Annotated in this window: 16 protein-coding genes and 2 pseudogenes; 5 read left to right on the forward strand and 13 right to left on the reverse strand. The window is 46.2% G+C overall.

The annotated features are described in order from the left end of the window. Positions 1-352: 352 nt before the first annotated feature. Both ACMGGU_RS23780 and sopA read right to left on the reverse strand, forming a co-directional pair. On the reverse strand, positions 353-1,318 hold the full coding sequence (locus tag ACMGGU_RS23780) for a ParB/RepB/Spo0J family plasmid partition protein (protein ID WP_420301027.1): 966 nt from the start codon (positions 1,316-1,318) through the stop codon (positions 353-355). Continuing rightward, on the reverse strand, positions 1,318-2,484 hold the full coding sequence (gene sopA, locus ACMGGU_RS23785; protein WP_420301028.1) for a plasmid-partitioning protein SopA: 1,167 nt from the start codon (positions 2,482-2,484) through the stop codon (positions 1,318-1,320). The genes ACMGGU_RS23780 and sopA overlap by 1 nt, the downstream gene beginning before the upstream one ends. Before the next feature lie 740 nt (positions 2,485-3,224). Here sopA and ACMGGU_RS23790 point away from each other — a divergent pair. Beyond that, positions 3,225-4,235, forward strand: coding sequence for a RepB family plasmid replication initiator protein (locus ACMGGU_RS23790; protein ID WP_048242205.1), 1,011 nt, complete (start codon positions 3,225-3,227; stop codon positions 4,233-4,235). A gap of 246 nt (positions 4,236-4,481) precedes the next feature. Here the strand turns inward: ACMGGU_RS23790 and ACMGGU_RS23795 are convergent. From ACMGGU_RS23795 to ACMGGU_RS23830, 8 genes and pseudogenes are all read right to left on the reverse strand, one after another. Beyond that, a pseudogene (locus ACMGGU_RS23795) lies at positions 4,482-4,751 on the reverse strand (site-specific integrase); the annotation flags it as partial. 187 nt (positions 4,752-4,938) lie between these two features. Beyond that, positions 4,939-5,715, reverse strand: coding sequence for a site-specific integrase (locus ACMGGU_RS23800; protein WP_420301029.1), 777 nt, complete (start codon positions 5,713-5,715; stop codon positions 4,939-4,941). An 80-nt stretch (positions 5,716-5,795) separates the two neighbouring features. After that, complete coding sequence (locus ACMGGU_RS23805) at positions 5,796-6,152, reverse strand: hypothetical protein (protein WP_420301042.1); 357 nt, start codon at positions 6,150-6,152, stop codon at positions 5,796-5,798. Positions 6,153-6,241: 89 nt separating this feature from the next. Beyond that, complete coding sequence (locus tag ACMGGU_RS23810; RefSeq protein WP_420301030.1) at positions 6,242-6,571, reverse strand: hypothetical protein; 330 nt, start codon at positions 6,569-6,571, stop codon at positions 6,242-6,244. 39 nt (positions 6,572-6,610) lie between these two features. Then, positions 6,611-6,961: a hypothetical protein gene (locus tag ACMGGU_RS23815; protein WP_256460509.1), complete on the reverse strand. Its 351-nt coding sequence runs from the start codon at positions 6,959-6,961 to the stop codon at positions 6,611-6,613. A gap of 520 nt (positions 6,962-7,481) precedes the next feature. Further along, positions 7,482-8,442 (reverse strand): annotated as a pseudogene (locus tag ACMGGU_RS23820) (sensor domain-containing diguanylate cyclase). 191 nt (positions 8,443-8,633) lie between these two features. Next, on the reverse strand, positions 8,634-8,891 hold the full coding sequence (locus tag ACMGGU_RS23825; RefSeq protein ID WP_420301031.1) for a hypothetical protein: 258 nt from the start codon (positions 8,889-8,891) through the stop codon (positions 8,634-8,636). A gap of 209 nt (positions 8,892-9,100) precedes the next feature. Further along, the gene (locus ACMGGU_RS23830; protein WP_420301032.1) at positions 9,101-9,871 is read right to left on the reverse strand and encodes a winged helix-turn-helix domain-containing protein; all 771 of its coding nucleotides are present in this window, start codon (positions 9,869-9,871) and stop codon (positions 9,101-9,103) included. A gap of 494 nt (positions 9,872-10,365) precedes the next feature. On the opposite strand from ACMGGU_RS23830, the gene ACMGGU_RS23835 reads away from it, so the two are divergent. The 4 genes from ACMGGU_RS23835 to ACMGGU_RS23850 are packed head-to-tail and all read left to right on the forward strand — an operon-like array spanning position 10,366 to position 19,968. After that, positions 10,366-10,800, forward strand: a complete 435-nt coding sequence (locus ACMGGU_RS23835; RefSeq protein WP_420301033.1) for a winged helix-turn-helix domain-containing protein — start codon at positions 10,366-10,368, stop codon at positions 10,798-10,800. Positions 10,801-10,842: 42 nt separating this feature from the next. Continuing rightward, on the forward strand, positions 10,843-11,400 hold the full coding sequence (locus tag ACMGGU_RS23840; RefSeq protein ID WP_420301034.1) for a helix-turn-helix transcriptional regulator: 558 nt from the start codon (positions 10,843-10,845) through the stop codon (positions 11,398-11,400). Positions 11,401-11,427: 27 nt separating this feature from the next. Continuing rightward, positions 11,428-19,407 (forward strand): autotransporter outer membrane beta-barrel domain-containing protein, encoded by a 7,980-nt coding sequence (locus ACMGGU_RS23845; RefSeq protein WP_420301035.1) that lies wholly within the window; start codon positions 11,428-11,430, stop codon positions 19,405-19,407. 54 nt (positions 19,408-19,461) lie between these two features. After that, a complete protein-coding gene (locus tag ACMGGU_RS23850; protein ID WP_420301036.1) occupies positions 19,462-19,968 on the forward strand; it encodes a hypothetical protein in 507 nt (168 codons plus the stop codon). 177 nt (positions 19,969-20,145) lie between these two features. Here ACMGGU_RS23850 and ACMGGU_RS23855 read toward each other — a convergent pair whose 3' ends face one another. The 3 genes from ACMGGU_RS23855 to ACMGGU_RS23865 all read right to left on the reverse strand — a co-directional run bounded on the left by ACMGGU_RS23855 (position 20,146) and on the right by ACMGGU_RS23865 (position 21,980). Next, positions 20,146-20,442 (reverse strand): type II toxin-antitoxin system RelE/ParE family toxin, encoded by a 297-nt coding sequence (locus ACMGGU_RS23855; protein ID WP_420301037.1) that lies wholly within the window; start codon positions 20,440-20,442, stop codon positions 20,146-20,148. After that, positions 20,429-20,689 (reverse strand): type II toxin-antitoxin system ParD family antitoxin, encoded by a 261-nt coding sequence (locus tag ACMGGU_RS23860; RefSeq protein ID WP_420301038.1) that lies wholly within the window; start codon positions 20,687-20,689, stop codon positions 20,429-20,431. The genes ACMGGU_RS23855 and ACMGGU_RS23860 overlap by 14 nt, the downstream gene beginning before the upstream one ends. A 316-nt stretch (positions 20,690-21,005) precedes the next feature. Then, positions 21,006-21,980 carry a diguanylate cyclase domain-containing protein gene (locus tag ACMGGU_RS23865; RefSeq protein WP_420301039.1) on the reverse strand — a complete coding sequence of 325 codons (975 nt, stop codon included), beginning with the start codon at positions 21,978-21,980 and terminating at the stop codon, positions 21,006-21,008. Positions 21,981-22,155 lie beyond the last annotated feature (175 nt).

Consider the following 22,155-nt stretch of genomic DNA (forward strand, 5'->3'; position numbering starts at 1 on the left):
GAATCGACATTTAGGGCGGGGTTGACGGGTGAGTTCTGACACGCAGGTAGGAGGAGGGACCGTGGTCCCAGTTAAATCCGATGTGTGGAATCAGTATTCCGGGATAGGTTACCGTCTGAGTTCTGATATGCAGGTTGAGGGGTGAACCATGGAACTAGTTAAGAAAAAGTAGCAGGAACTAAATCTTAGATTGTGGTAACAATCAGGTTGGGAGAAGAAATCAGACCTTTTTAACAACACAGGGCTATCGTGCAGAGAATAGCTGCTCCGGATGTATATATTCCGAAGCAGCATGTAACGCATTAAGGATATTGGAAATTAATGATAACGCTCGCTTGTATCATTAAACAGGCTAAACTTTTTGTAAGTCGCGCAGTATGCTTTCTATCTTCTCGATACACTCGGCAGGCAAACGAGATTTATCGAGATTAAAAATCACCTTATCGCCTTTGTATAGGGCTGTCGCACCAGGTACAAATTGATGACGGGTATTAAGGTTAACTTTTCTACCTGATGGCTCTTTCAGAACATCCGTCAGTAAACCAATAACTTCCTCGGATTCAAAGATAACTCCCGCTTTCTTTTGCTCATGAAGCTGTTGTGTCCGTTGCAACAATAAAGCTTCTTTTCCCGAAAATGCTTTGTACAGCGCCTCCCCAGAGCGGGCGGAAAGTTCACCAGGATGAGTAAACAGGGCAACCACTGATTTTGGCAAATGGGCCGTGTTGATGCAACGCGTGATGATTTTACGGGAAATATTCTCAGCTTCAGCCAGAGCAGAGATATTGCCGTTAAAATCATTTTCCAACCGCTGTGCATAGCGCTTGCCCCGTTCATAAGCGCTGACAGGGCGGTAATCATTACCCAGCCGTGATAAAGTCATCATCTGTTCGTCATCAAGATCCCCGACGAGAACACGATAATCCGATGATGTCAGTATGGCGGCTTTACGACGGCGACTACCATCTGCAATCTCAATGACACCTTCTACCCGTCGTCCGAACGCAGGTGTCTGCTGACCACTCAGGATGAAAGAGGGGATCAGATCATCAAGCGCGTCTTCGGTCAGTAGTTCCTGGTCACGTTCATTACCTGACCAGACTCTCGATGCCGTTTCAACACTCTCGCCTGGGATGGCTTCCAGAATAAATTTCACTTCCCGGCCGCAAACTGGAAGCAGAATGGCATTCCCGCGGGCCATGGCTCCAACACGTGAAATTAATGAATCAACCATCGGTGCAGCGGGTGCCGCTGACGGCTCAGTTTCGGGGCGAATATCTTTTACGGTATGTTTTGGAATAACTGGAGCACGTTTCATTATCTGATCTCCCAGCGAGGTTTAATCAGGCGATCAAAAATTTCATTACAGACAGGCTCCCAGATAGCCAGCGCATTTCGCCAGGCTCCTGTAGACGAGCGTTGATCGATAGCCTGCTCAAACACTGTTCTCATACGGATCTGACCTTTACCGACTTCATCGGTCTCGCGTACAACGTTTTTCAGTACCATGCTTCCCCACGCATCGCGGATCTGTTCTTCCATCCAGGGTGACTGTGAGCCATTGTTATTGCTGTACTTGGTTAGAAGAATTCTGACGTCAGGTTCAAAACCCTGCAGGTCCACGTTTTTTAACAGATCGCGCAGCATGTCAAAAAACTGAAGGGCAGAGGTGTAATCGAATAACTCTGCTGGCGTTGGCACGATGAGTACATCCGCAGCACAGACAACATTGATGGTACCAATACCGAGGTTCGGTGCACTGTCGATAACAATTACATCATAATCATGAGCCACCGTTTCGATGGCCAGACGAAGCATCATATGGGGTTCTGTCGGGAGTTTACCGTCGTCAAACCTTCCCATGAGCTCTGTTTCAATGCGGTGCAAAGCCAGGCATGACGGAATGATGTCGAGACCCGGCCAGCAGGTGGGTTTGATCGCATACGCTGCATCATCGCGCTCACCGAGATAAAAAGGCAACAGTGTGTCTTCGGCATGGATATGCAAATCAGGGACCCAGCCGTGGTACATGGAGGCTGTGCCCTGAGGATCATTCCCTTCGACAAGCAGTACCCTCAGCCCTTTCAGCGCCAGATCCTGTGCCAGGTGGACAGATACCGATGTCTTATAGACCCCCCCTTTATGTGCTGCCACCGCAATGACAGGCGGAACGCTGTCATCAGGACGGCGCAGACGAGTGCCAAATACATCCCGCATATGGTTGATTTGTTCAATGGTGTAGCCCACCCGCTGCTCCACCCGTCCACGCATTTCCATATCAGGATGTGGAAGGCGTCCTGCTTTTTCTGCATCACGGATTGCCTGAGAAGAAACGCCAATCAGATCGGCGGCCTCACCCACCCGCCAGCGACGGGTAATTTTCCTGGCTTCCGGACTATCATCGTTAAACTGTGCAATCGCGATAGCTTTCGTCATTTCATGACCGGCCTTAATACACTGGTCAAGCGTTTCCATCAGTCCCATTCTCTGTTCCTTGTTATCATCTTTGCATTAATCTATTAAATCTTGATGAAAAGCGCAAAGCAACATTAAAAATGCAAACCAGCTTAAAAATTGCAAAGCTGATCAAAATGTAGCCGTGCTCAATTCAGCATCCACCTGAAAGTCTGCCGCATACTTCAGTCAATATTATCCGCTCGCCGCAGAAAACATGTGCACGCAGGCGCATGCGTCGAGGAATTGGAATTACTGCGTACTTACAAGGTGTGGCTGACGCTCTGAAGCTAGCGAAGATCCAGCGGATGGTTCTGAATGGTGAGGAATTGACTACAGTATGTAGATTATTGACTGCGGCATGAAGCAGAACAGGAACAGGGAAGGGGAATGGAATGCATTTTTCTGCATATCACAGTCAAGATTATTGCCTTTCCGGGTATTGTATTACCGGGTTGTTGTACCAGGATTCGTATTGTGTCATGTCAGTAGCCCATATGTACGGGATGCTGGCAGTTATTCCATATTTCGATCCAATAACTGATCCTTAAGGAGATCATAGTGAGATCAAAAAGAGATCCCCGGATCGTGCAGCGCCCCGCTGCGCCTGAGCTCGGAGACTGTCTTCATTAACTATGGTGTGTAGTATGTTGACTGTTGCGTGCAGGATCACCTATTGCGGTATGCAATTGTATTAACTGGGGTATGTATTTCCGTTGACTGTGATATGCGTATATACTTTCCTTTGTGGATAACCGCGGGTTAATGAAATGGCTATGGAAAATAATGAGTTACCCCTGAATCTTCAGGAGGTCAACAAGACAACGGGCGAAGTTGTTAAGCTGGATGTCAACAGCGCCAGTACTGTTCAGCCTGTTGCACTCATGAGGCTTGGTCTGTTCGTTCCTACACTGAAATCGACTTCCAGGAGTAAGGCGAACCGCAAAAACGTCACGGATGCGACTGAGGAGCTCGTACAGCTGTCCATTGCCCGGAGTGAAGGGTATACCGATGTCAGGATCACCGGATCGCGCCTCGATATGGATACGGACTTCAAAGTCTGGCTTGGGATCATCCGTTCAATGTATGATTTTGGCGTCAAGGATGACACGCTCAAACTGTCTTTTGTTGAGTTCGTTAAAATGTGTGGCTTTGACTCCCGGCGCTCTAACAAGAAAATGCGCGACAGGATCAGCAACTCCCTGTTCAAGCTGGCATCCGTAACCCTCAAGTTTCAGAGTGAAACGAAAGGGTGGACTACGCACCTAGTTCAGTCTGCCTATTACGACATCACTGCTGATGTTGTGGAGATTAGGGCAGAGCCCAAGCTTTTTGAGCTTTATCAGATGGACAGGCGGGTCCTGTTGCGTCTGAAGGCCATCGATGCACTGCAGCGCAAGGAGTCCGCACAGGCACTCTATACTTACATCGAAAGCCTGCCACAGAATCCGGCCCCAATCTCCTTGAAGCGTATGCGAGACAGACTCAACCTGACGTCTAACCTCTACACGCAGAACCACACGGTGCGCAAAGCCATGGCGCAGTTGAAGGATATCGGCTATCTGGATTACACCGAATTCAAACGCGGCCGGGCCACCTACTTCAGCGTGCATTATCGTAATCCGAAACTCATCAGTAGCAAGGTCGTTGTTCCCCGTGAGCCGGAAGAGGAAGTACCTGAGCAGAACTATGACGAAGTAATTAAAGCCCTGAAGGCTGCAGGTATTGATCCACAGAAACTGGCAAAAGCGCTCGGCAGCGTGAAACCGGAAAATGACTGAGGTATGCCGCTTTAGGGTTTGTTGACTGTGGTATGCGTTCTGCATACCACAGTCAATTTATACTGATTCATCATCCCGTTTAGGTTTTGCCTACCTTGACTGCGATATGCGGATACGCCTACCGGGGTATTGATATTGACTGCGGTGTGTGGAAGAGCGGGCAGACTGCTGAACATCTACACTGCGATATGTGTCCCTTCATCACTCAGTCAATATTGTGCGTCAGGCCGGATGCCCTGAGCCCGATATTTTCACAAAGGGTCTTAACCCGTCGAGATCAAAGGATTCCGGGGTCAGCGTCCGGGATTCACCGATCCGAACACCAGTGTTCTAGAAAGTGGAGAACAGCATGTAATGGCGCAGATCCGGTATATAGAAGAGCAGGGCTTTCACTTCGGAGGAGAAGAGGTATGCCAGGGTGGCGCCGGTAAAGGTGTCCATCCTTCTGAGTGCGCCCGCGGTCGCAAAGTCGACCCCATGGGCTATCGGCAACAGTGAGATGCGTTCTGGTGAAATGGGGTAATGTCAGGATGAACAGGATCGGAACGAAAAGGTAAATAATGAAGAAGAGGTAAAGTGCGCTACGTGAATTCCGACCTGGTACCCCCCTGTAACCCTGTCAGTTTTCACGTAACGCAAAATTAATTTATTATCGATCAAGTGGGTTTCGTTACTACTGGCTGTAAATGCTATAAAAATACAGTTATCTGATTTTCAGCATTGCAACAGCATCAGCCTCTGCCATTGAAAATTGCACTCGATACCGTGCCGCCACATCAAGGGCAAAAACCTTCGTGTAGACCTCCGTCGAACTGACTGACTTGTGTCCCATCAGGCTCTGCAGCACCTTCAGCGGTATGCCGGCATACAGCATGTGCATCCCGTAGCTGTGTCGGAACGTGTGCGGGGTTACCGGTACCGAAAACGTCACCCCGTCGGCGGCAGCCGCATCAACAGCTTCATTTATCCAGGTCCTGACCGTTCTGTCTGTGATTTCCCAGATGCGTGCCTTTTCGGTCCTGCCGGTGCGTTTATTACGGCGCTCCAGCGGAATTTTCAGGGTGGCCACCATCATTTCCAGCTGGCTGGCATACTGCGGATCGGAAAGTGGAACTATACGATGAGTCTGGCTACCGGCCGGAGCGCGGCCGGCCGTTCTGGTGGCTTTTTCGGTCCGCTGTTTGAGCGTGGCCAGCTGCACGAACGGGTAGGGCGGTGCCAGCGAAAAATCACTCCGGGTCAGGGCCAGTGCTTCGTTAATACGGGCGCCGGTGTTCCACAGGGTGGCCAGCAGCATCTTACGGTGCAGATCGGGCACGTAGTGGAGCAGAGCGCTCACTTCAGGCGCCAGCAGGTATTTCGGCAGTTCGTCTTGAACGAGCGCCATCTGGCGCAGGGCCAGCGCGGCCGGGTAGTCGATGGCCACCGGCAACTGAGCAGAGGAAAAGGCCCCGCTATGGCCTGGCAGTGCTGGCATCATTTTATGCCTCCATTGTCATGCAGCTGCTCTACGAGCTCACCGGCTGCCTGCGCAGCCATCATTTCCCGGTTCACTCCGGCTTATCCTAATTTGCCAAACAACTGAGGCAGTTCATCAAACAACATCACATGACGGGTGCGCTTTCCCTTGAAAATGCGCCTCATCATTGGCGTGAAATCCGCTGGCTCCCAGCCATAGGGCCACGTATGGTAAATCCCTTCCTGCAGCGTGCTGTCTCGTCGTTCTGGTCCGGCAACGATACGCCTGACCTCCCTGTTCAGCGCCTCACCGCGCAGACCGTACTGGCCCAGGTAGCGGCGCAGCCGCTTTCTCGGCATCCGCGGATCAGATTTCACGTAAGCATTAATATCCATATGCTGGCTGGCGGTGAGGATATTCATGCCGTACTTGCGCATGGCGCTGAAAGCGGTGGCCATCACGTCCGCTTCTGTCTGTGGTTCATCATCGGTTCTGTTCATCTGGTTTCCTGTTTACTGATTTAAGGGTTGCTGTGTGGACCGTTCGTTTAAGCTGATGCGGTGCCTTCCCGCAACGACCGGAAGGCGAGCAGGGCGTCCGCCCTGGAGAGCAGCTCAATACAGTCCCCGCGCTGCGGGTCTATCTCTTCGTCAGTGGCCTCGTTATACCGCATACGCAGCCGCCATCCCGTCACGGGAGGCGCGTTCTGTATGGCCAGCACCATCCCTTCCGGCGACAGCAGTTCACGGAGGGTGTAGCAGGCGCCGATCCAGGTCGAGTCCCGCAGCCACATCACGGGGTACTCACTGACCAGCTGGTCATACACACATTCCGGCGTATGGAAGTAATTCCCGTCCGCCCTGCATAAATCACACATAATCCTTCCTTTACTGAGAAATCCCGCCCTCGGCTTGTATCAACGTTCAGCAGCCAGTTCTTCAGCCAGTTTCACGAATCCTTTGTGTTCACTCTGGAGGTAGTGGCTGTAAATCCGTGCATCCCTTTCGGTCATTCCTGATGGATTACCAGTGAAATAGTGTTGCAGCGATGCAATACAGTGGAAGTAGGTATCGAGATCGTATTCCCAGTCACCCAGTTCACCGGACGCATCCAGTTCCTGACGGAACAGTTCGTACTTTTTCTGCAGAATCTTGAGGCCGAGGTCAGTGGCCGCATGAAAATTATTTTCTCCTGGTGAGGAAATCGCGTTGCGGATTTTTTCGAAGGCATAACTGAAATCATTTCTGTCATTGAAAGCAGTAAACATGTCATTTCCTCATCTGAATAATTAGCAATGCAATTTTACCAAGCCTAAACCATCATCTAGTCACACACCTGACAGTCACAATGCAGGATTTTCCCGTTCCATCATTATTTTCAGGCAGATAATAAGCAGTCATATAACCACGTCGTTAAATTACTGGATGGCCGTTTCGCGATGATCCGACTTTCCGGCATATCTCAACTTTCCGGAAGTGTAACACGGTCAGGGAATAACCACACCGCCCTTTTCCGGTGCTGAGCTGCCGGTCACGGGGCAGGGCAGAGACACAATATATAGCAGAAAACGCAGCTGACGGAGTGGCACATATTGTGTTTCATGGCCACTGTGCACCGGGGCGGTTCGCGGAGATCCGGAACAACCTTTTTTCGGATCTCTGGAGGGGAGAAAGAGGATTATTGCCCCATAGGCAAATATAAATGACTTTATATGTCCTGAGGTTAAATATATTGTTCCTGCCGTCCGGCTGAACCCCGGATCAGGGGATCAGCCGGGAAGGAAAGCGTCACGGTTCTGTTTTCTGCGACAGGGTCTTTCGTTTTTTCTTCAGGTACATCACTTCGTCACATTTACCGATCATCTCCTCCAGCGTCGTATACCGGTCTGCGTTATTGATCAGTTCGCCAAAGGAATAATTGATGTTGTAGGGCTTGCCTGAGGTGTCATTGTAATGATCGAGACTGGCACTCAGCGCGTGCAGATAAGAGCCGGTATTGCCGTTTCGCCGGATCAGGGCGGCAAACTCATCCCCGCCGAGGCGGCCTGCTATTTCGCCCGGTTCGAGGTGCTGATGTAAAAAGCCGGCAAAGATCTTCAGCACCTCGTCACCTTCAGCGTGTCCCCAGAGATCGTTAACCGGTTTGCACCTGTCCAGATCGAAATAGATGAGGCTGAACGACGCATCCTGCCGGTTCATTGCGCGGAAGAGTTTTTCGCCGGCGCGGTAAAATCCGCGCCGGTTGGGAATGCCCGTCAGGCTGTCCGTCATGGCCATGCTGATGGCCTCAAACTCGTCCTCCACAATGCAGGCCAGGTTCCGGAGGGACGCAATGTTCTCGTTCGTGAAGGCGCGGGGTGACGTGTGGATCAGGCACAGCGTGCCGGCCACCGTGCCGTCCGGCAGGCTCACCGGCTGGCCGGCATAAAACCGGATGTGGGGCTTGCCGGTGACCAGGGGATTGTCACGGAACCGCTCATCAGCAGCTGCGTCTTGAACAATGAAGGGCCCCTCCTGCAGAATGGCATGCCCGCAGAACGAGATGTTACGGGGGGGGGGGCGCACGCCGACGCCCTGACAGGCGAGGAGCCACTGCCGCTCGCGATCCAGCAGGCTTATCAGGGCCACCGGCACCTGAAAGGTTTTGCGGGCCAGCCGCGTCAGGCGTTCAAAACGCTCATCGTCACGGGTATCAAGAGGGCCGGTTCAGCCTCTGTTCTTCATTGTCCGGAATATCGGGTGCCTGCATGTGATCACCTGAGATGTTCAACTTCATAAGCAGATAAGAAGAGTTTGGGTCTGATTGAATATAGATCACGGTTCTGCGGCTGGAGGATTAACGGCTTTCATGTCAGGGCTGGCGCTCAGGTTCCGAACGATATTCCTGAGACATTATAAAAAGAAGGGCGGAAATAAAAAAGTAATAAATTTTTATGGAGACTAATCACTATAACACAGGACAATAGGTGCAGCAGGGGTTGATACAATAAATAAATTTTTTGAAATCCTGTCCAGTCTGATCAGACCATCATTAAAATCTAACAGATAAGGGAAGAACTTACTGGCGATTTCATCAGGCAAATTGTCTTTATGTGTTTTCTTGACTGATTTTATTTTGATAGTCCGGTATGACGCTCCTGGCTGCGAGACAGAGTATTCTATGATTCTTGAAACAGAATACGTATCATTATCAACCATTACATTTCCTTGTATGGTATCATAACCAGATGCAGTGGTTTCAAATATGGAATGGTTTAGTTGAGATGACACTGTATAGTCCGGGTAAATTTTTTTTTGTGTCATAGAACCAGTGCATGACAGGCTATGCTCAACATTAAAAATGTAAACCATAAAAGATATAAGCAGTATGAAAAAGAACAATGACAAGATCGTAATTAGTTTATTGTTCATGATGCCATCTCGCGTGAAAAAGATAAACACTGACCTGATTTTAATGAGGGTGAACATACAGATAAAATGTATTTATTACCTCCAGAAGCGTTGTGATTATATCGTAAGAAAAATAATTTTTCGGTGCCAGTGCATTTTATCTCGAAGTATTTTAAATAATCATTAAAGTCATCAAGAGACTGCATGCTTTCAGAAGAGTTGTTAGTGAATACCGGGCAGGATTTATAATTCGTTAAAATTCTTAACTCCTGAGTGTTTGTTGGAAATAAAATATATACAACAGCTGACAGGCATAACCCGAATATTGACAGAAGAAAATAATAGTTTTTATAGGATGCAATAGTTTTAGCGCTTGTTTTTTCTAAAACAACTGCTGATTCAGCCAGATCTTCATTATCAGAATCATTAGCTTTTGTTTCAGAAGATAGTTCATTCTGCTGAATTATCATAATTTCAGAGTTTAGCATGTAACCCAGTCTGGGAATGGTGATTATAAATTCCTTATCAAACTTGGGTTCAAAAATTCTCCGTAACGTACTGACATACTGGATAAGGGTATTGGTTGAACCACTCTTCCCGAAATCATCCCATACATATGTTAAAAATTCGTCCCGTGTGACAAGTTCCCCATGTCTCTCAACAAGGATTAGTAGGATTCTGTTCAGCACCGGTGTAAGTATGATTGACTCTTCTTCTGAATCTCCCTGACAGCTGATCTTCCCATCATCCGGTGAATACACTACTTCTTGCTCGATAATAAAGATCATCGCATCACCAAAAAACAGTTTTCACATAGCAATAAAAATAGAACAATTTAGTTACTTTTCCCGTTGAGTAGTTAATATAAACCATAAAAAAGAACAAATACCTATAAATTGAAATTTATCATTATATTATATCGTTTAGTTGTTTCTATTGATAAGATTATCGCATCAAAAATTGACCAGAATCATGAGTCGTGGGGAAGGAGGTGGACCTGCACGCTGAAAAAAAGATATGTCATCTGAAATAAAGATAAATTCAGAATAAAATTATTATGATTTTACATAGTGAGTGTAGATTCCTAATACAAACATAAAAGCTCAAGCCAATATCAATAAGTAAAAACCACACGATTCAAAAGCAGAATGCTCTACAAAAGGAAATGCCTGCAGAGATATGTTTTGAGCTTTTTTTAAAGGTAGTCATGTATTTCACATTGTTTTTATGTGGCTATACTGTGGCCACTTTCATTCAAAAGTAAATTTTAGGTAAAGTACAAATGAACACTGAACAAAATGAAAGGGGATCTGCCCAGGCAAATATGTATGCAGCAGGGTTTCTCATTGCAAATGAGGTTGTTTATTTAGTAAGTGAGCAGATTCTGATTAGTATTGATTGCCGTGAACGACCAATCATCAAACTGAGAACAACAATGGCGAATCTACTTAAGTATCTTCTGGAAAATTCTCAGAATGAAATAATCAGTGATGAAGAATTAATGGATAATATCTGGGAGAAACATAACTTAAGGGCGTCAAATGCCAGATTGTGGCAGGTAATGCGAGAGATGCGAAATCGTTTATCTGAAGCTGGTCTTACAAAAGAAATTTTTTATCGTGTCGGAAGAAAAGGATATGTAGTGAGAGCTAATGAGATAGAGGTTTTTTTTAGTGAGAAAAGACATAATGAAACGAAAATGTATAATTACGGATAACAAAGAAAAATTTTTTGCAAGGTTTTATGTTGCAGGTGTGACATGCCGACCGTAATTATCTCATCTGACGACATATTTTTTTTAAATGGCATAAAACATGCATTAAGTGGATTGGGAACTGAGATTGTTAGGCTAAACCATATTTTTCAATGTAATCCTTCGATTTCCCTGTGTGACAATGCTAATGAAAACGATGTCATCATCGTTTCTCTTGAATATTATTCAATAACCAGGCAACTAACAGAAAGTTTATTTAATCAACCAGGTACAATTATTGTATGCGTGAATACGCCAATGGATAAACTGTATGTAAAAAACAGGAATATTTATATAACTTCCAAGAAAAATAAATCAAGCGATTTTTTAACGTTGCTGAAAATAGTAAGGCGCAATACGAAAACTGGGTCAACCTGTCTTACAGAAAGAGAAAGCCAAATTTGTCAACTTGATGCAAGAGGAAAGAGTATATTCGAAATAGCCAAAAGAAAAAATATAGCCAGTAAAACGGCATATGCTTTGCGATATAAAGCATTTCTGAAAACAAGATTCAGAAGAAAAGGCAATTATACTTTTCGGAAGTATATTCTTTTATTTTGTTAGTTAATAGTAATTACCTGGATAAACACAATGAATTCTATTTACAAAGTTAAATGGAACGCTAACTTACAGCGTTACGATGTGGTCTCTGAACTGACCAGTGGCAGAACTAAAACGAAAAGTGAAGCTTCGGATTCCAGCTCAGAGCGCACGAATACTTTTACGTTAAATTCGCTTACTGCTCTTATTGTATCTGCAATTTTAAATTTCGGCTTGATTACTGATGGTTATGCCGCATCAACGACAGATAACTGGTCTCCACAGAAAAATAACAATCTTAATGGACAGGTTATTATTGGAGATAATGGAGCACAGGATGTTAGTGGCCCTCTAACGATGGTTCCGGGTGCTTCTGGATATAACTCTACAACAATGCAAAATGCACTTAATAATGGATTTGCAAAAGGGGATGATCTGACAGGTTTATTTAAAGTTGATACAGGCTCAAGATCCTCAACTGTGGTCATTAATGACCCTGCGGTGGGTAAAGTTACTGTCAATATATATAACAATTCAAATTTCAATCAGAAAGATGCAGGCACAGATATTGCCGATCGTTTTTTAGTCCCTAACGGGAGTCCTGATTTTTATAACAACACTCGATTCTTAACTGTAAATCAGAATGGTGGTGTTGCTAACTTCTCAACGGACGCAAACATAGTCGGTTCGTTTAAAAATACACAATTGGTATTTGCAGATGGCCGTGGAAGTAATCCGAGCACAGTTAACTGGACGTCGAGCAATAATGTTTCGATGTATAATGTAGCAGGTTTAACAGACGAAACATCAAAATACAATAAATCCATATCTTCTGTTGCGTATGCGGGGGATATCACTGCATATGATGGAAGTGTTCATTCCATCAATAATGTTGATGATCTTAAATCTTATAATAACTGGTTGGTCGAAGAGTTAAAAGCTCTGAGACTAAATGCTTCTGCTTATGATGCAGAATTTAAAAAAGCATTAATTACCACTGTACACGACTACGAAATAGACCTCAGTAAAGGTGGCGAATTAGATTTAACTGCTTATAAAGGAACCGGTGGAACCCGTACGCTTATGTACTCAAGAGGGGAAAACGGTACGGTTCGAATTGCAAAAGATGCCACGATAACCGGTTACGCCCCTGATTCAGGGCTAATGTATGTTATTGAAAAAGCGAAGGGTGTGAATGACGGTGTTATTGATGTCGTTAATACAGCCATGCGCGCAGCGTCTGGGGCAAATTTAACTAATAACGGCATTCTTAACGTTTGGAACAGAGCAGGTGCAGGCGGTACTACTGCCCGGGGTATTGGTATGTGGGCCAGTAATGCGGGCACGCTTGCTATAAATAATGGTGTTATCAATATCAGACCTTGGAATATCGAGGGACGTACACCATCAGGTTCTAATCTGGGGATGTGGATCAGAGAAGGGGCAGCAGGTATTAACAATGGTGTAATCAATCTTACTGCTGCACCTATTGCTAATGATGTTACATCTGTGACAGAAGGTGTTCGTGTTGATGCATATGATAATGCAACCCAGGCCGGAGCAATCAAAGATTATGGCTCCACATTCCTTAACACAGAAAATGGCCTTATTACTGTTGGCATTGATCAAAATGGAAATGCCATTCACTCTGCACCGGGTTCTGTCGCAATAGCAGTAGGAGCTAAATCAGGAAAAGTTGAAAACGCTGGCACAATTGTTCTGGGCGAGAAAGTTCAGGGTAGTTATGCCTTAAAAGCGAAGGATACTGGCATTGTAGATATTCTTAATAGTGGTCAAATTCTGATTAATGGTAAGGATGGTGATTCTCCCGCTCAGAATATTGCCATCTATGCTAACGGTGTTAAAGGTATCAGTAATACCGGACGGATCGAACTTAACGGTGTAAACGGTGTCGGTCTGTTGGTAGAAGGTGCCGGGGAGGTTGTTTCTTCAGGTGTTATTGAAGTTAAGGGTGCAAATGATTCGAATCCGTTACGTAACTACGGTGGCTGGGCCGATGGGCAGGGTAGTAAAATTAATGTCAGTGGGGTCATTAAACTTGTGGGTGACGGTGCAATCGGTTTGCATGCGAGAAATAAAAGCCATATTGACCTTTCCGAAGAGGGACGGGTCGAATTCGTAGACGGGAAAAACCAGATTGGTTTCTACGTTTACGGAGAAGGTGCGTCTATAAATAATATCGGTACGGGTACCATGGATGCAGCCACTGAAGGTTCCACCCTGTTCAGGGTGGGTAATGGTGCTTCTTTCACTGGTACAAATGGTTCGGTGAATGAATTAGCTGCTTCGGGTAAAAACTCGCTGGCAGTATTAGCTACCGGAAAAAATTCAACATTTTTGTCTGGCGGTATGAACATCAATTTGCAGGGTGAAGGGGCGACTGGTGTTGTTATTGAAGGAGGAGCCAAAGGCTTTGTAGAGAAATCTGCATCAATAAATCTGAACAACTCCAGCGCTGTCGCCGGTATTGCCGATGGCAATGGCCATGACATTAACGGTTCAGTCATTAATGCCAATGATACCTCAACGCTTCTTGAGGCCAGTGCTGATCTTCGGTCTGATGAAGATAAAGTTACGGGATATATCGCTCGAAATGGAGCGACATTAAACAATATCGGTAACATCAATTTTACCGGAGATAATACTTTTGGTATTCGTGTGCAGGACGGATCGACAGGTATCAATACCGGCTCGATAGTTCTTGCAAACGGAGGGGTTGGATTAATTGCAGAAACATCTGGTTCTGCCAAGCAAACGACAATAAACAACACTGGTGATCTTATACTTTCAGGTGGCGATAATGCCAACCGTACGACCGGTATACGTGCATCTGGTAATGGTGTCGTTGTAAATATGACAGCCGGTAACATTGAGTTAAAGGGACAGGGTTCCGTCGGCGTCGAAGCGCTTAATGGAGGGCTAGTAAATCTCGCGGGTAGTGCACTTCCCGTTTTTGAAACTGGCGATGGAACAATAAGTGAGCAAATCGGTTTTCGTATTGCAGGTGCAGGATCTGAGATTCGCACCTCGATACCTAATGGCCTGGTACTTGATGCAACAGGACTGCGTTCAACCCTTTTCCGTATTGAAGATGGCGCAAGTCAGTCTGGTGTCATTCAAATTCGGACTTCCGGTAAAGAGTCTAAAGGTATTTGGGCCACTGGTTCCGGAACCCAGATCAAAGCATCTGCCGGGAGTGATTTACAGATTCTGGGAGAAGATGCACAGGGTATTTACATTGCCGGTGGTGCTAAAGGTACGATCGAAAATGGCGTCTCTGTAGAACTTGTCGGTGATGGTGCCATCGTAGGGACTGTTGACGGTAATGAGTACGATCTTGAAGGAAAGGTTGTATCCACGCATACCGGTTCAACTTTAACAAATAATGCAAATATCACTTCTCCATTAAATAATGCTACCGGATTCATCTCTCGTGATGCAGGACTGCTTGTTAACAATGGACTCATTGATTTCACTACAGGAATGAATAACACGGGTGTTAAGGTACTGAATGGGGCTCTGCAAAATAGTGCGAGTACTATCGCAGTCAACGGTATTGCAGTATATGTTGAGGGCGAAAATGCTTTAGTAAATAGTACTGGTGGCAGCATTATTGCAACAAATGGAGAGGCTGCGATAAAGCTTGGCACCAATGCGAGTCTTGATCTTCAGGGAAGTGGTATTGGTCGTGTTGAAGGCCAGGGAACCGCGCATGGTGTTTTGATTGCTGAAGGGGCTAAAGGACTCAAAGTTAATGGTGCCCGCATCGACGTTAATGCACCAGGCGCAACGGGTAACGGTATCGAAAACGCTGCAGAAATTAGTGACATTAAACTGGAATCGACAACTATAAATGTTTCTGACGGTAATGCAGTTCGTACGGCAACTTCATTGTCTAAAACAAACAGTGGCGTTATCAATGTTGATGGCAAAGGTATTGGCCTGGCATTCCAGAAAGCAGACGGATCTGAAACTTCCGGTAGCTTTGACATGTCCGATTCGCAGGATTTGATTGTTAATCTGAAGAGTGATGAAGGGACTGGCATCCTGTTTAACACTACTGGTGGAGTGATGATCAAGACTGGCGCAAGTGTTAATGTTGAAAAGAATACAGGTGGCTCAGCCTTGGTTATTACCGGCAAAGGGGGGGAAGTCATTCAGAGTGGCAAGCTGGTTTCTGAGTCCTATACGCATGATGTGGTCGATGCTTCACGGGTCAGTACTTTTGTGAATACTGGTTTAATTAAAGCGAAATCTGATGCTCAGACGGCCATGCGTTTTGATAGTTCGACAGACACCACTCTGCTAAATGCTCAGAATGCGAAAATAGAAGGGCGTATCACTCTTGGTGGCGGAAACAATACTCTTGTTAACCATGGGGATATATTAAGCCAGTTGACTGCTGACGATGGTAACAACACCTTCAGCTTTGAGAATAACAGCCATTTCTGGGGTAATGCTCAGTCTGGTAACGGCGATAATTTCATCTCTATTATCGGTAATGCACATGTCGACAGTGTGCAAACGGGCATGAGTAAAAATACCGGTCGAAATATGTTCGTTATTAAGGATGGTACTGAAGGTAAGGAGGCAACATACATGTCTCTGGATGCAGGAACAGGAAATGAGGATGAACTCATTTTCGACAATACTTACCATACTGTGAGTGATGCAGAAAAACTAAGACGTTTTGAGAAAGTTAAGCTCAAGAACATGTCGACAGTGTTAATGAAAGATGATTTTCGTTTGACCAATGATGGTTCAGGAGCTGGCAGTGTTGATATCGAAGCTGGAAGCGAGCTTGCAATCAATCCGGTGCAGACAGGGGACTTCGCGTTCAATCATGAGCTGACAGGTAAAGGAGTGCTGTCCGTCGTTCTGGATACAGCTCAATCTGCCTTTGATCTGGGTATGCAGGCAGGAAACCAATTTAAAGGTTTAGTTAAACTTGGGAAAAGCACGTTCCATCTTGAGGATTACAATACATCAGCGCTTTCACAGGCCACATTGTCTTCTGAAAAGGATAACACTACTACTGTTGGACGAGGAAATCAGGAAATTGGCGGGTTAAAAATCGACGGAGGCACACTGGTATTTGGGACAGTGACTCCGGGTGATATGAACGCTGAAAATACGATTACTACATCTGCGGAGGGTGTTCTTGATATCAGTCGTGAGGGAACGATAAAGATGGCGATGCCTGCAAGCGTCATCAATGATATCCCTGCTATAGATACGCGTAAGCCCCTTCTGGAGCAAGATGATGCTACGTCTCTGATCTCTCTTGTTAACGCAAAGGGAACGGTGAAGGGGACTGGCGGCCAGTTGCAGTTAATTGACGAAAAAAACCAAGTTATTAGCGACAGTCAAGACTTCGCTATTGTACAAAATGGCCAGGAAGTTGCTCGTGGAGTGTATGACTACCAGATGGTCAGCAGCCGTGACGGTATTAATAGTGATGGTTTATACATAGGTTATGGACTTAAAGAAATTGAGCTCCTGAATACAGGCGGCAACGCGCTGACATTAACAGCATCATTAGACGCAAAAGGGCTTCAAACAGATCTGAGGGCGAAAGTTACAGGGGACGGCGATCTGATAATTAACGCTGACGGTCAGACAGTAAGCCTTTCCAATGGCGGGAATGACTATACGGGAGTTACAGAAGTAAGTGCCGGTAACTTATTGATGGCAAATGACAATGTGTTAGGTAATACAGCTGAACTGCGTCAGATGGCTGGTACTATGGTTAAAATGGACGGCCACAAACAAGTCATAGGTAGCCTCAACACTGCCTCTGGTTCGGTTACAGATGTGGATACGGGTCATTTGACCATTAGCAGTGGCGGTACCGTTAATGGATCGCTTGAAGGTAATGGTGTGCTCGAATTAACTGGGGGAGTATTGAATATAACTTCTTCAAACGAAGGCTATCATGGCAAAACGTCAGTAAACACTGCTGCTAAAGCTGTAGTCAGACACGTTAAAGGTTTAGGTGATGGCGATATTAATAATGCTGGAGAGCTTTCTTTAGATGGCTCCAAAGGGATATTTGCAAATACACTCACTGGAAGTGGACTAGTGAGTATCATTAACTCTGGCGATATAGACCTGAACGGTAAAAACGACGCATTCAGTGGTGTGTTTAATATTGAAGAAAACAGTAAGGTTACTGTTCATTCAGTAAATAACCTTGGAGAAGCCAGTGTTGAAAACAGCGGTGATATCACTTTCAACACTAACAACGACTGGAAAGTTAAAAACTTTATTTCAGGAAGCGGCTCTTTGTCTAAACTTGGCAATGGCATTTTGCAACTGACTGGCAATGCGTCGAAATTCACAGGTATTACAACTGTTGAAAACGGTGGTTTGCAAATCGGTAGCGAAAATGAAAAAGTCGACCTTTTATCAAAGGCCGTAAACATTGCTGAAAACGGTACTTTTGGAGGGTTTGGAAGCACGTCTGGCGATGTGAATAACGCTGGTTCGTTCGTTGTGGGAGCATTGAAAGCGGACTCGGATACTCGATACTTTGGCAGTAATCCTGGCAGGATTTTTTCTGTTGGAAATGAATTCACCAACAAGGGCTCAGTGCTTATTTCTCAGCAGGGAGACAATGCTGGGAATACGCTTCTGATTAAAGGCGATTACAAAGGAGATGCTGGTACCATCTTCATGCAAACCAAGCTGGGTAATGATGACTCTTTGACTGACAAGTTGGTTATTGAAGGGAATACAAGTGGTACAACCGACGTTGTGGTTAACAATGCAGGGGGAACCGGTGATGAGACTATCAATGGTATCGAAGTGATCCACGTTGACGGAGCATCGGATGGTCATTTTGCACAAAAAGGCCGCATTGTAGCTGGTGCGTATGAATATTCCCTTGTTCGAGGTCAGGCTGATCAAGCTGGTAACTGGTTCCTTACTAACACGGTTGTTGAACCTGAGCCAACTCCGGAACCGGAAAAGCCGGGTGAAAATGGTGGTATACCTGGCGCTGGCGGTAAACCAGATCCTAAACCTTCACCGGAACCGGTAAGCAGGCCTGAAGCGGGTATTTATTCCGCTAATATGGCTGCGGCGAACACATTATTTAGCTCCAGACTGCATGACCGTCTTGGTGAGACACACTATGTAGATGCTCTGACCGGAGAGGATAAAGTCACCAGTATGTGGATGCGAAATGTGGGAGGCCATACGCGCAGCAAGGACAGCAGCGGACAGTTAAGTACTCAATCTAACCGCTATGTCATGCAAATTGGGGGAGACATTGCGCAATGGTCCTCAAATAAAGATGATCGTTTCCATTTGGGAGTAATGGCTGGGTATGCCAACCAGAAGAGTAATACACGTAGTGATGTCACACATTATCGTGCAGACGGTAGTATCAGTGGTTATAGCGCAGGTGTTTATGCTACCTGGCTACAGGACAGCATTGACCATACCGGAGCCTATGTCGATATGTGGGGGTTGTATAACTGGTTCGACAATGATGTAAAGGGTGAGTCATTATCGTCAGAAAGTTATAAATCTAAAGGTTTTACCACGTCGATTGAGGCTGGTTATACCTGGAAAACTGGCGAGCGCGATAAAGACCAGCAGTACTTTATCCAGCCGAAAGCACAGATTACATGGATGGGTGTTGATGCCGATGACCACCATGAAGCAAATGGCACAAAAGTTACAGCAGAAGGAAAGGGTAACATCCAGACTCGTCTCGGTGTTAGAGCCTTTATTAAAGGGCGTAGTACCTTAGATAAAGGTAAGGAAAAAACATTTGAACCATTTGTCGAAGCTAACTGGATACATAATACCAAGACCTTTGGTACCCGTCTGAATGATGTGAAGATCGAGCAGGCAGGTACTAAAAACATAGGAGAACTCAAGGCCGGTGTGGAAGGACAAGTTTCCCGTAATGTAAATGTCTGGGGTAACGTTGCACAGCAAATCGGCGATAAGGGTTACAGTGACTCCAGTGCAATGCTGGGTATTAAGGTTAACTTCTAATCAGGAAGCTGGCAGGCTCGTATAGAGCCTGCCAAAATCGAAAAGAGATTTAGTATGAATATTTTTAAATTATTTTCTTTAGTAACGTTTATTGCTTTTATTTTGAGTGGTTGTGATGATAATCGTAGTGAAAGTCACGCAAATATTGCATTGATTGATTTACCAAAAGCATTTACCTCAAGTGAAATTGCAATTCAGGAAAAAGAGAGGGTTGATAGCATTATTAGAACAATGCAGGATGCTATGGATAAATCAAAAAAGGAATATGATAAGCTATCGCCGGAAAAAGCAGAGGAAGCGCGAAAGGCAGATGCTGTAAAAATGGGGATTGTTTTAGAACAAAGTAAACATTTAGCTCGATTGAGTTCGCTTAAAGTCATCCTGGAAGAAATAGAAAAGATGCGCAAAGAAGGGGGTTGTAGTGTTATATTATTACGTACTTCAGTTGTTTCAGCAGATGAACAAATGGATATAACAAATGCCTTAGTACAAAGACTTAAGGGTTTGAAAGTAGACTATGGTGAAATGCCTGCTTTCACAGTAAAAGATACCACTGAATAATATTTAACGGACTATCAAAATCCGGGGGCAACCCGGATTTTGATACAAAAGAATTATTCTGTTTAGTTTGCTTGGCATAGTAGGACCGCATGTTTTCTCAATTATTTTTCTTTCATTTAACATAAGATAGATTGCACGAACTAAGTGTTTGATTTAATTGTGATTTTATCCATTCAGTTATCTCCAGGGTTCATGCCGCGCCGTATCCTGAGACTGGCTGAGAATACGTATGATCGTAACCACCGAATGTGATGACACAAAATAGATCATGTGCTGTTCCACCGGCAGCGAGCAGATATCTTCTCCCAGCTCCGCGCGATGCGTGCCGATGTCATGCATGGCCAGCACATTAAACACTGCGGCTATACGCCCGATATACGCATCCGCCTGAACAGTCCCGAACTGCCGAAAGCTGTAGTCCCAGATTGATTCCAGATCTTCTTCAGCTTTCGGTGTCAGCTCAATCTCTTTCATTTGCCACCCTGGCCCTGACATTATTCAGGAAGGCATCCTTGTTCCATGGTTTCGCCTCGCCGCTGCTGATCCCTTCGGCCAGGAGGTCGCGCAGTTCCTGAATGCGTGATTCAGCCTGCTTCTCGCGCAGAAGACGCAGCGCGTCTCGCATGACTTCGCTCTGGGTACGGTAATCACCGGCCTTAACCAGGGAATCGATATATTCGCGCAGCTCATCACCCACGTCCACCGTCATCGTACGGGTCATAACCCCTCCGTTTCATTATGTAAGATTTGTTCTTACATCATTATATCAGCTTACTCCCCTGCTTCCATCTCCGGCATGTTAGCCAAAATAACCCAGCTGTAGTCTGGAGATCCGACTTTGGTATTTTTCGGATCTCAGGAAAGAAAAAGAGAGACTGGTGCAAATAAAGCAGAAATGTACGTAAACTATTGCGAATTATGCATTATTGCTCTTGAAGCAACTAAAAATGACTTGCGCATTTTTGTGTCAAAAATGATGTTCTTGTCATCCGGCTGAACCCCGGTGCCTTGTAACGGGTTCAGCGGTAAGAGACGAGTCACGGTTCCGTTTTCTGTGACAGGGTCTTTCGTTTTTTCTTCAGGTACATCACTTCGTCACATTTGCCGATCATCTCCGCCAGCGTCGCATACTGATCTGCGTTATTAATCAGCTCGCCAAAGGAATAATTGATATTGTAGGGTTTACCCGAGGTGTCATTGTAATGATCCAGGCTGGCACCCAGTGCGTCAAGAAAAGAGCCGGTGTCGTCGTCCCGACGGAGAAGGACGACAAACTCATCCCCGCCGAGGCGGCCAGCAATTTCGCCCGGTTCGAGGTGCTGATGTAAAAAGCCGGCAAAGATCTTCAGCACCTCGTCACCCTCAGCGTGTCCCCAGAGATCGTTAACCGGTTTGAACCTGTCCAGATCGAAATAGATGAGGCTGAACGACGCATCCTGCCGGTTCATTGCGCTGAAGAGTTTATCTCCTACGTAGTAAAACCCGCGCCGGTTGGGAATACCCGTCAGGCTGTCCGTCATGGCCAGGCTGACGGCCTGGAATTCGTGCTCCACGATGCAGGCCAGATCCCGGAGGGACGCAATGTCCTCATCCGTGAAGTCACGGGGTGACGTGTGGATCAGGCACAGCGTGCCGGCCACCGTACCGTCCGGCAGGCTCACCGGCAGGCCTGCATAGAACCGGATGTGGGGCTCACCGGTGACCAGGGGATTGTCGTGAAACCGCGCATCGGCAGCGGCGTCGTGAATGATGAAGGGGCCCTCCTGCAGAATGGCGTGCCCGCAGAAGGAGATGTTACGCGGGGTCTCGCGCACGCCGACGCCCTGGCAGGCGAGGAGCCACTGGCGCTCGCGATCCAGCAGGCTTATCAGGGCCACCGGGACCTGGAAGACTTTGCGGGCCAGCCGCGTCAGGCGCTCAAAACGCTCATCGTCACGTGTATCAAGAAGGCCGGTAATATACAGGGACTTCAGCCTCTGTTCTTCATTGTCAGGAATACCGGGTGCCTGCATGTGCTCTCCTGGATTGTTCAGAACAGATAAACAGACAAGTACGTGCCTGAGTCTGGCTAAGTATAGTTCACCGCGCCTGAGCCGGTGGCTGACGTAATTTCTTTCAGGAGCCTGAACTTCGGTTCCTGAACCGCACAATAATGCATGAAGACTGCGGGCTGTCTGAGCCTGTTTT

It is taken from the genome of Enterobacter sp. BNK-8 (genome assembly GCF_048685095.1).
GTDB classification, from domain to species: Bacteria; Pseudomonadota; Gammaproteobacteria; order Enterobacterales; family Enterobacteriaceae; genus Enterobacter; species Enterobacter quasiroggenkampii.

What these genes read in the sequence shown, in the direction of transcription:
- ACMGGU_RS23810 (WP_420301030.1), bottom strand. Translation starts at nt 6,571, where the DNA reads ATGTGTGATTTATGCAGGGCGGACGGGAATTACTTCCATACGCCGGAA.
- ACMGGU_RS23800 (WP_420301029.1), bottom strand. Translation starts at nt 5,715, where the DNA reads ATGATGCCAGCACTGCCAGGCCATAGCGGGGCCTTTTCCTCTGCTCAG.
- ACMGGU_RS23850 (WP_420301036.1), top strand. Translation starts at nt 19,462, where the DNA reads ATGAATATTTTTAAATTATTTTCTTTAGTAACGTTTATTGCTTTTATT.
- ACMGGU_RS23790 (WP_048242205.1), top strand. Translation starts at nt 3,225, where the DNA reads ATGGCTATGGAAAATAATGAGTTACCCCTGAATCTTCAGGAGGTCAAC.
- ACMGGU_RS23780 (WP_420301027.1), bottom strand. Translation starts at nt 1,318, where the DNA reads ATGAAACGTGCTCCAGTTATTCCAAAACATACCGTAAAAGATATTCGC.
- ACMGGU_RS23815 (WP_256460509.1), bottom strand. Translation starts at nt 6,961, where the DNA reads ATGTTTACTGCTTTCAATGACAGAAATGATTTCAGTTATGCCTTCGAA.
- ACMGGU_RS23825 (WP_420301031.1), bottom strand. Translation starts at nt 8,891, where the DNA reads ATGGTTGATAATGATACGTATTCTGTTTCAAGAATCATAGAATACTCT.
- ACMGGU_RS23805 (WP_420301042.1), bottom strand. Translation starts at nt 6,152, where the DNA reads ATGGCCACCGCTTTCAGCGCCATGCGCAAGTACGGCATGAATATCCTC.
- ACMGGU_RS23845 (WP_420301035.1), top strand. Translation starts at nt 11,428, where the DNA reads ATGAATTCTATTTACAAAGTTAAATGGAACGCTAACTTACAGCGTTAC.
- ACMGGU_RS23835 (WP_420301033.1), top strand. Translation starts at nt 10,366, where the DNA reads ATGAACACTGAACAAAATGAAAGGGGATCTGCCCAGGCAAATATGTAT.
- ACMGGU_RS23830 (WP_420301032.1), bottom strand. Translation starts at nt 9,871, where the DNA reads ATGATCTTTATTATCGAGCAAGAAGTAGTGTATTCACCGGATGATGGG.
- sopA (WP_420301028.1), bottom strand. Translation starts at nt 2,484, where the DNA reads ATGGGACTGATGGAAACGCTTGACCAGTGTATTAAGGCCGGTCATGAA.
- ACMGGU_RS23840 (WP_420301034.1), top strand. Translation starts at nt 10,843, where the DNA reads ATGCCGACCGTAATTATCTCATCTGACGACATATTTTTTTTAAATGGC.
- ACMGGU_RS23855 (WP_420301037.1), bottom strand. Translation starts at nt 20,442, where the DNA reads ATGAAAGAGATTGAGCTGACACCGAAAGCTGAAGAAGATCTGGAATCA.
- ACMGGU_RS23860 (WP_420301038.1), bottom strand. Translation starts at nt 20,689, where the DNA reads ATGACCCGTACGATGACGGTGGACGTGGGTGATGAGCTGCGCGAATAT.
- ACMGGU_RS23865 (WP_420301039.1), bottom strand. Translation starts at nt 21,980, where the DNA reads ATGCAGGCACCCGGTATTCCTGACAATGAAGAACAGAGGCTGAAGTCC.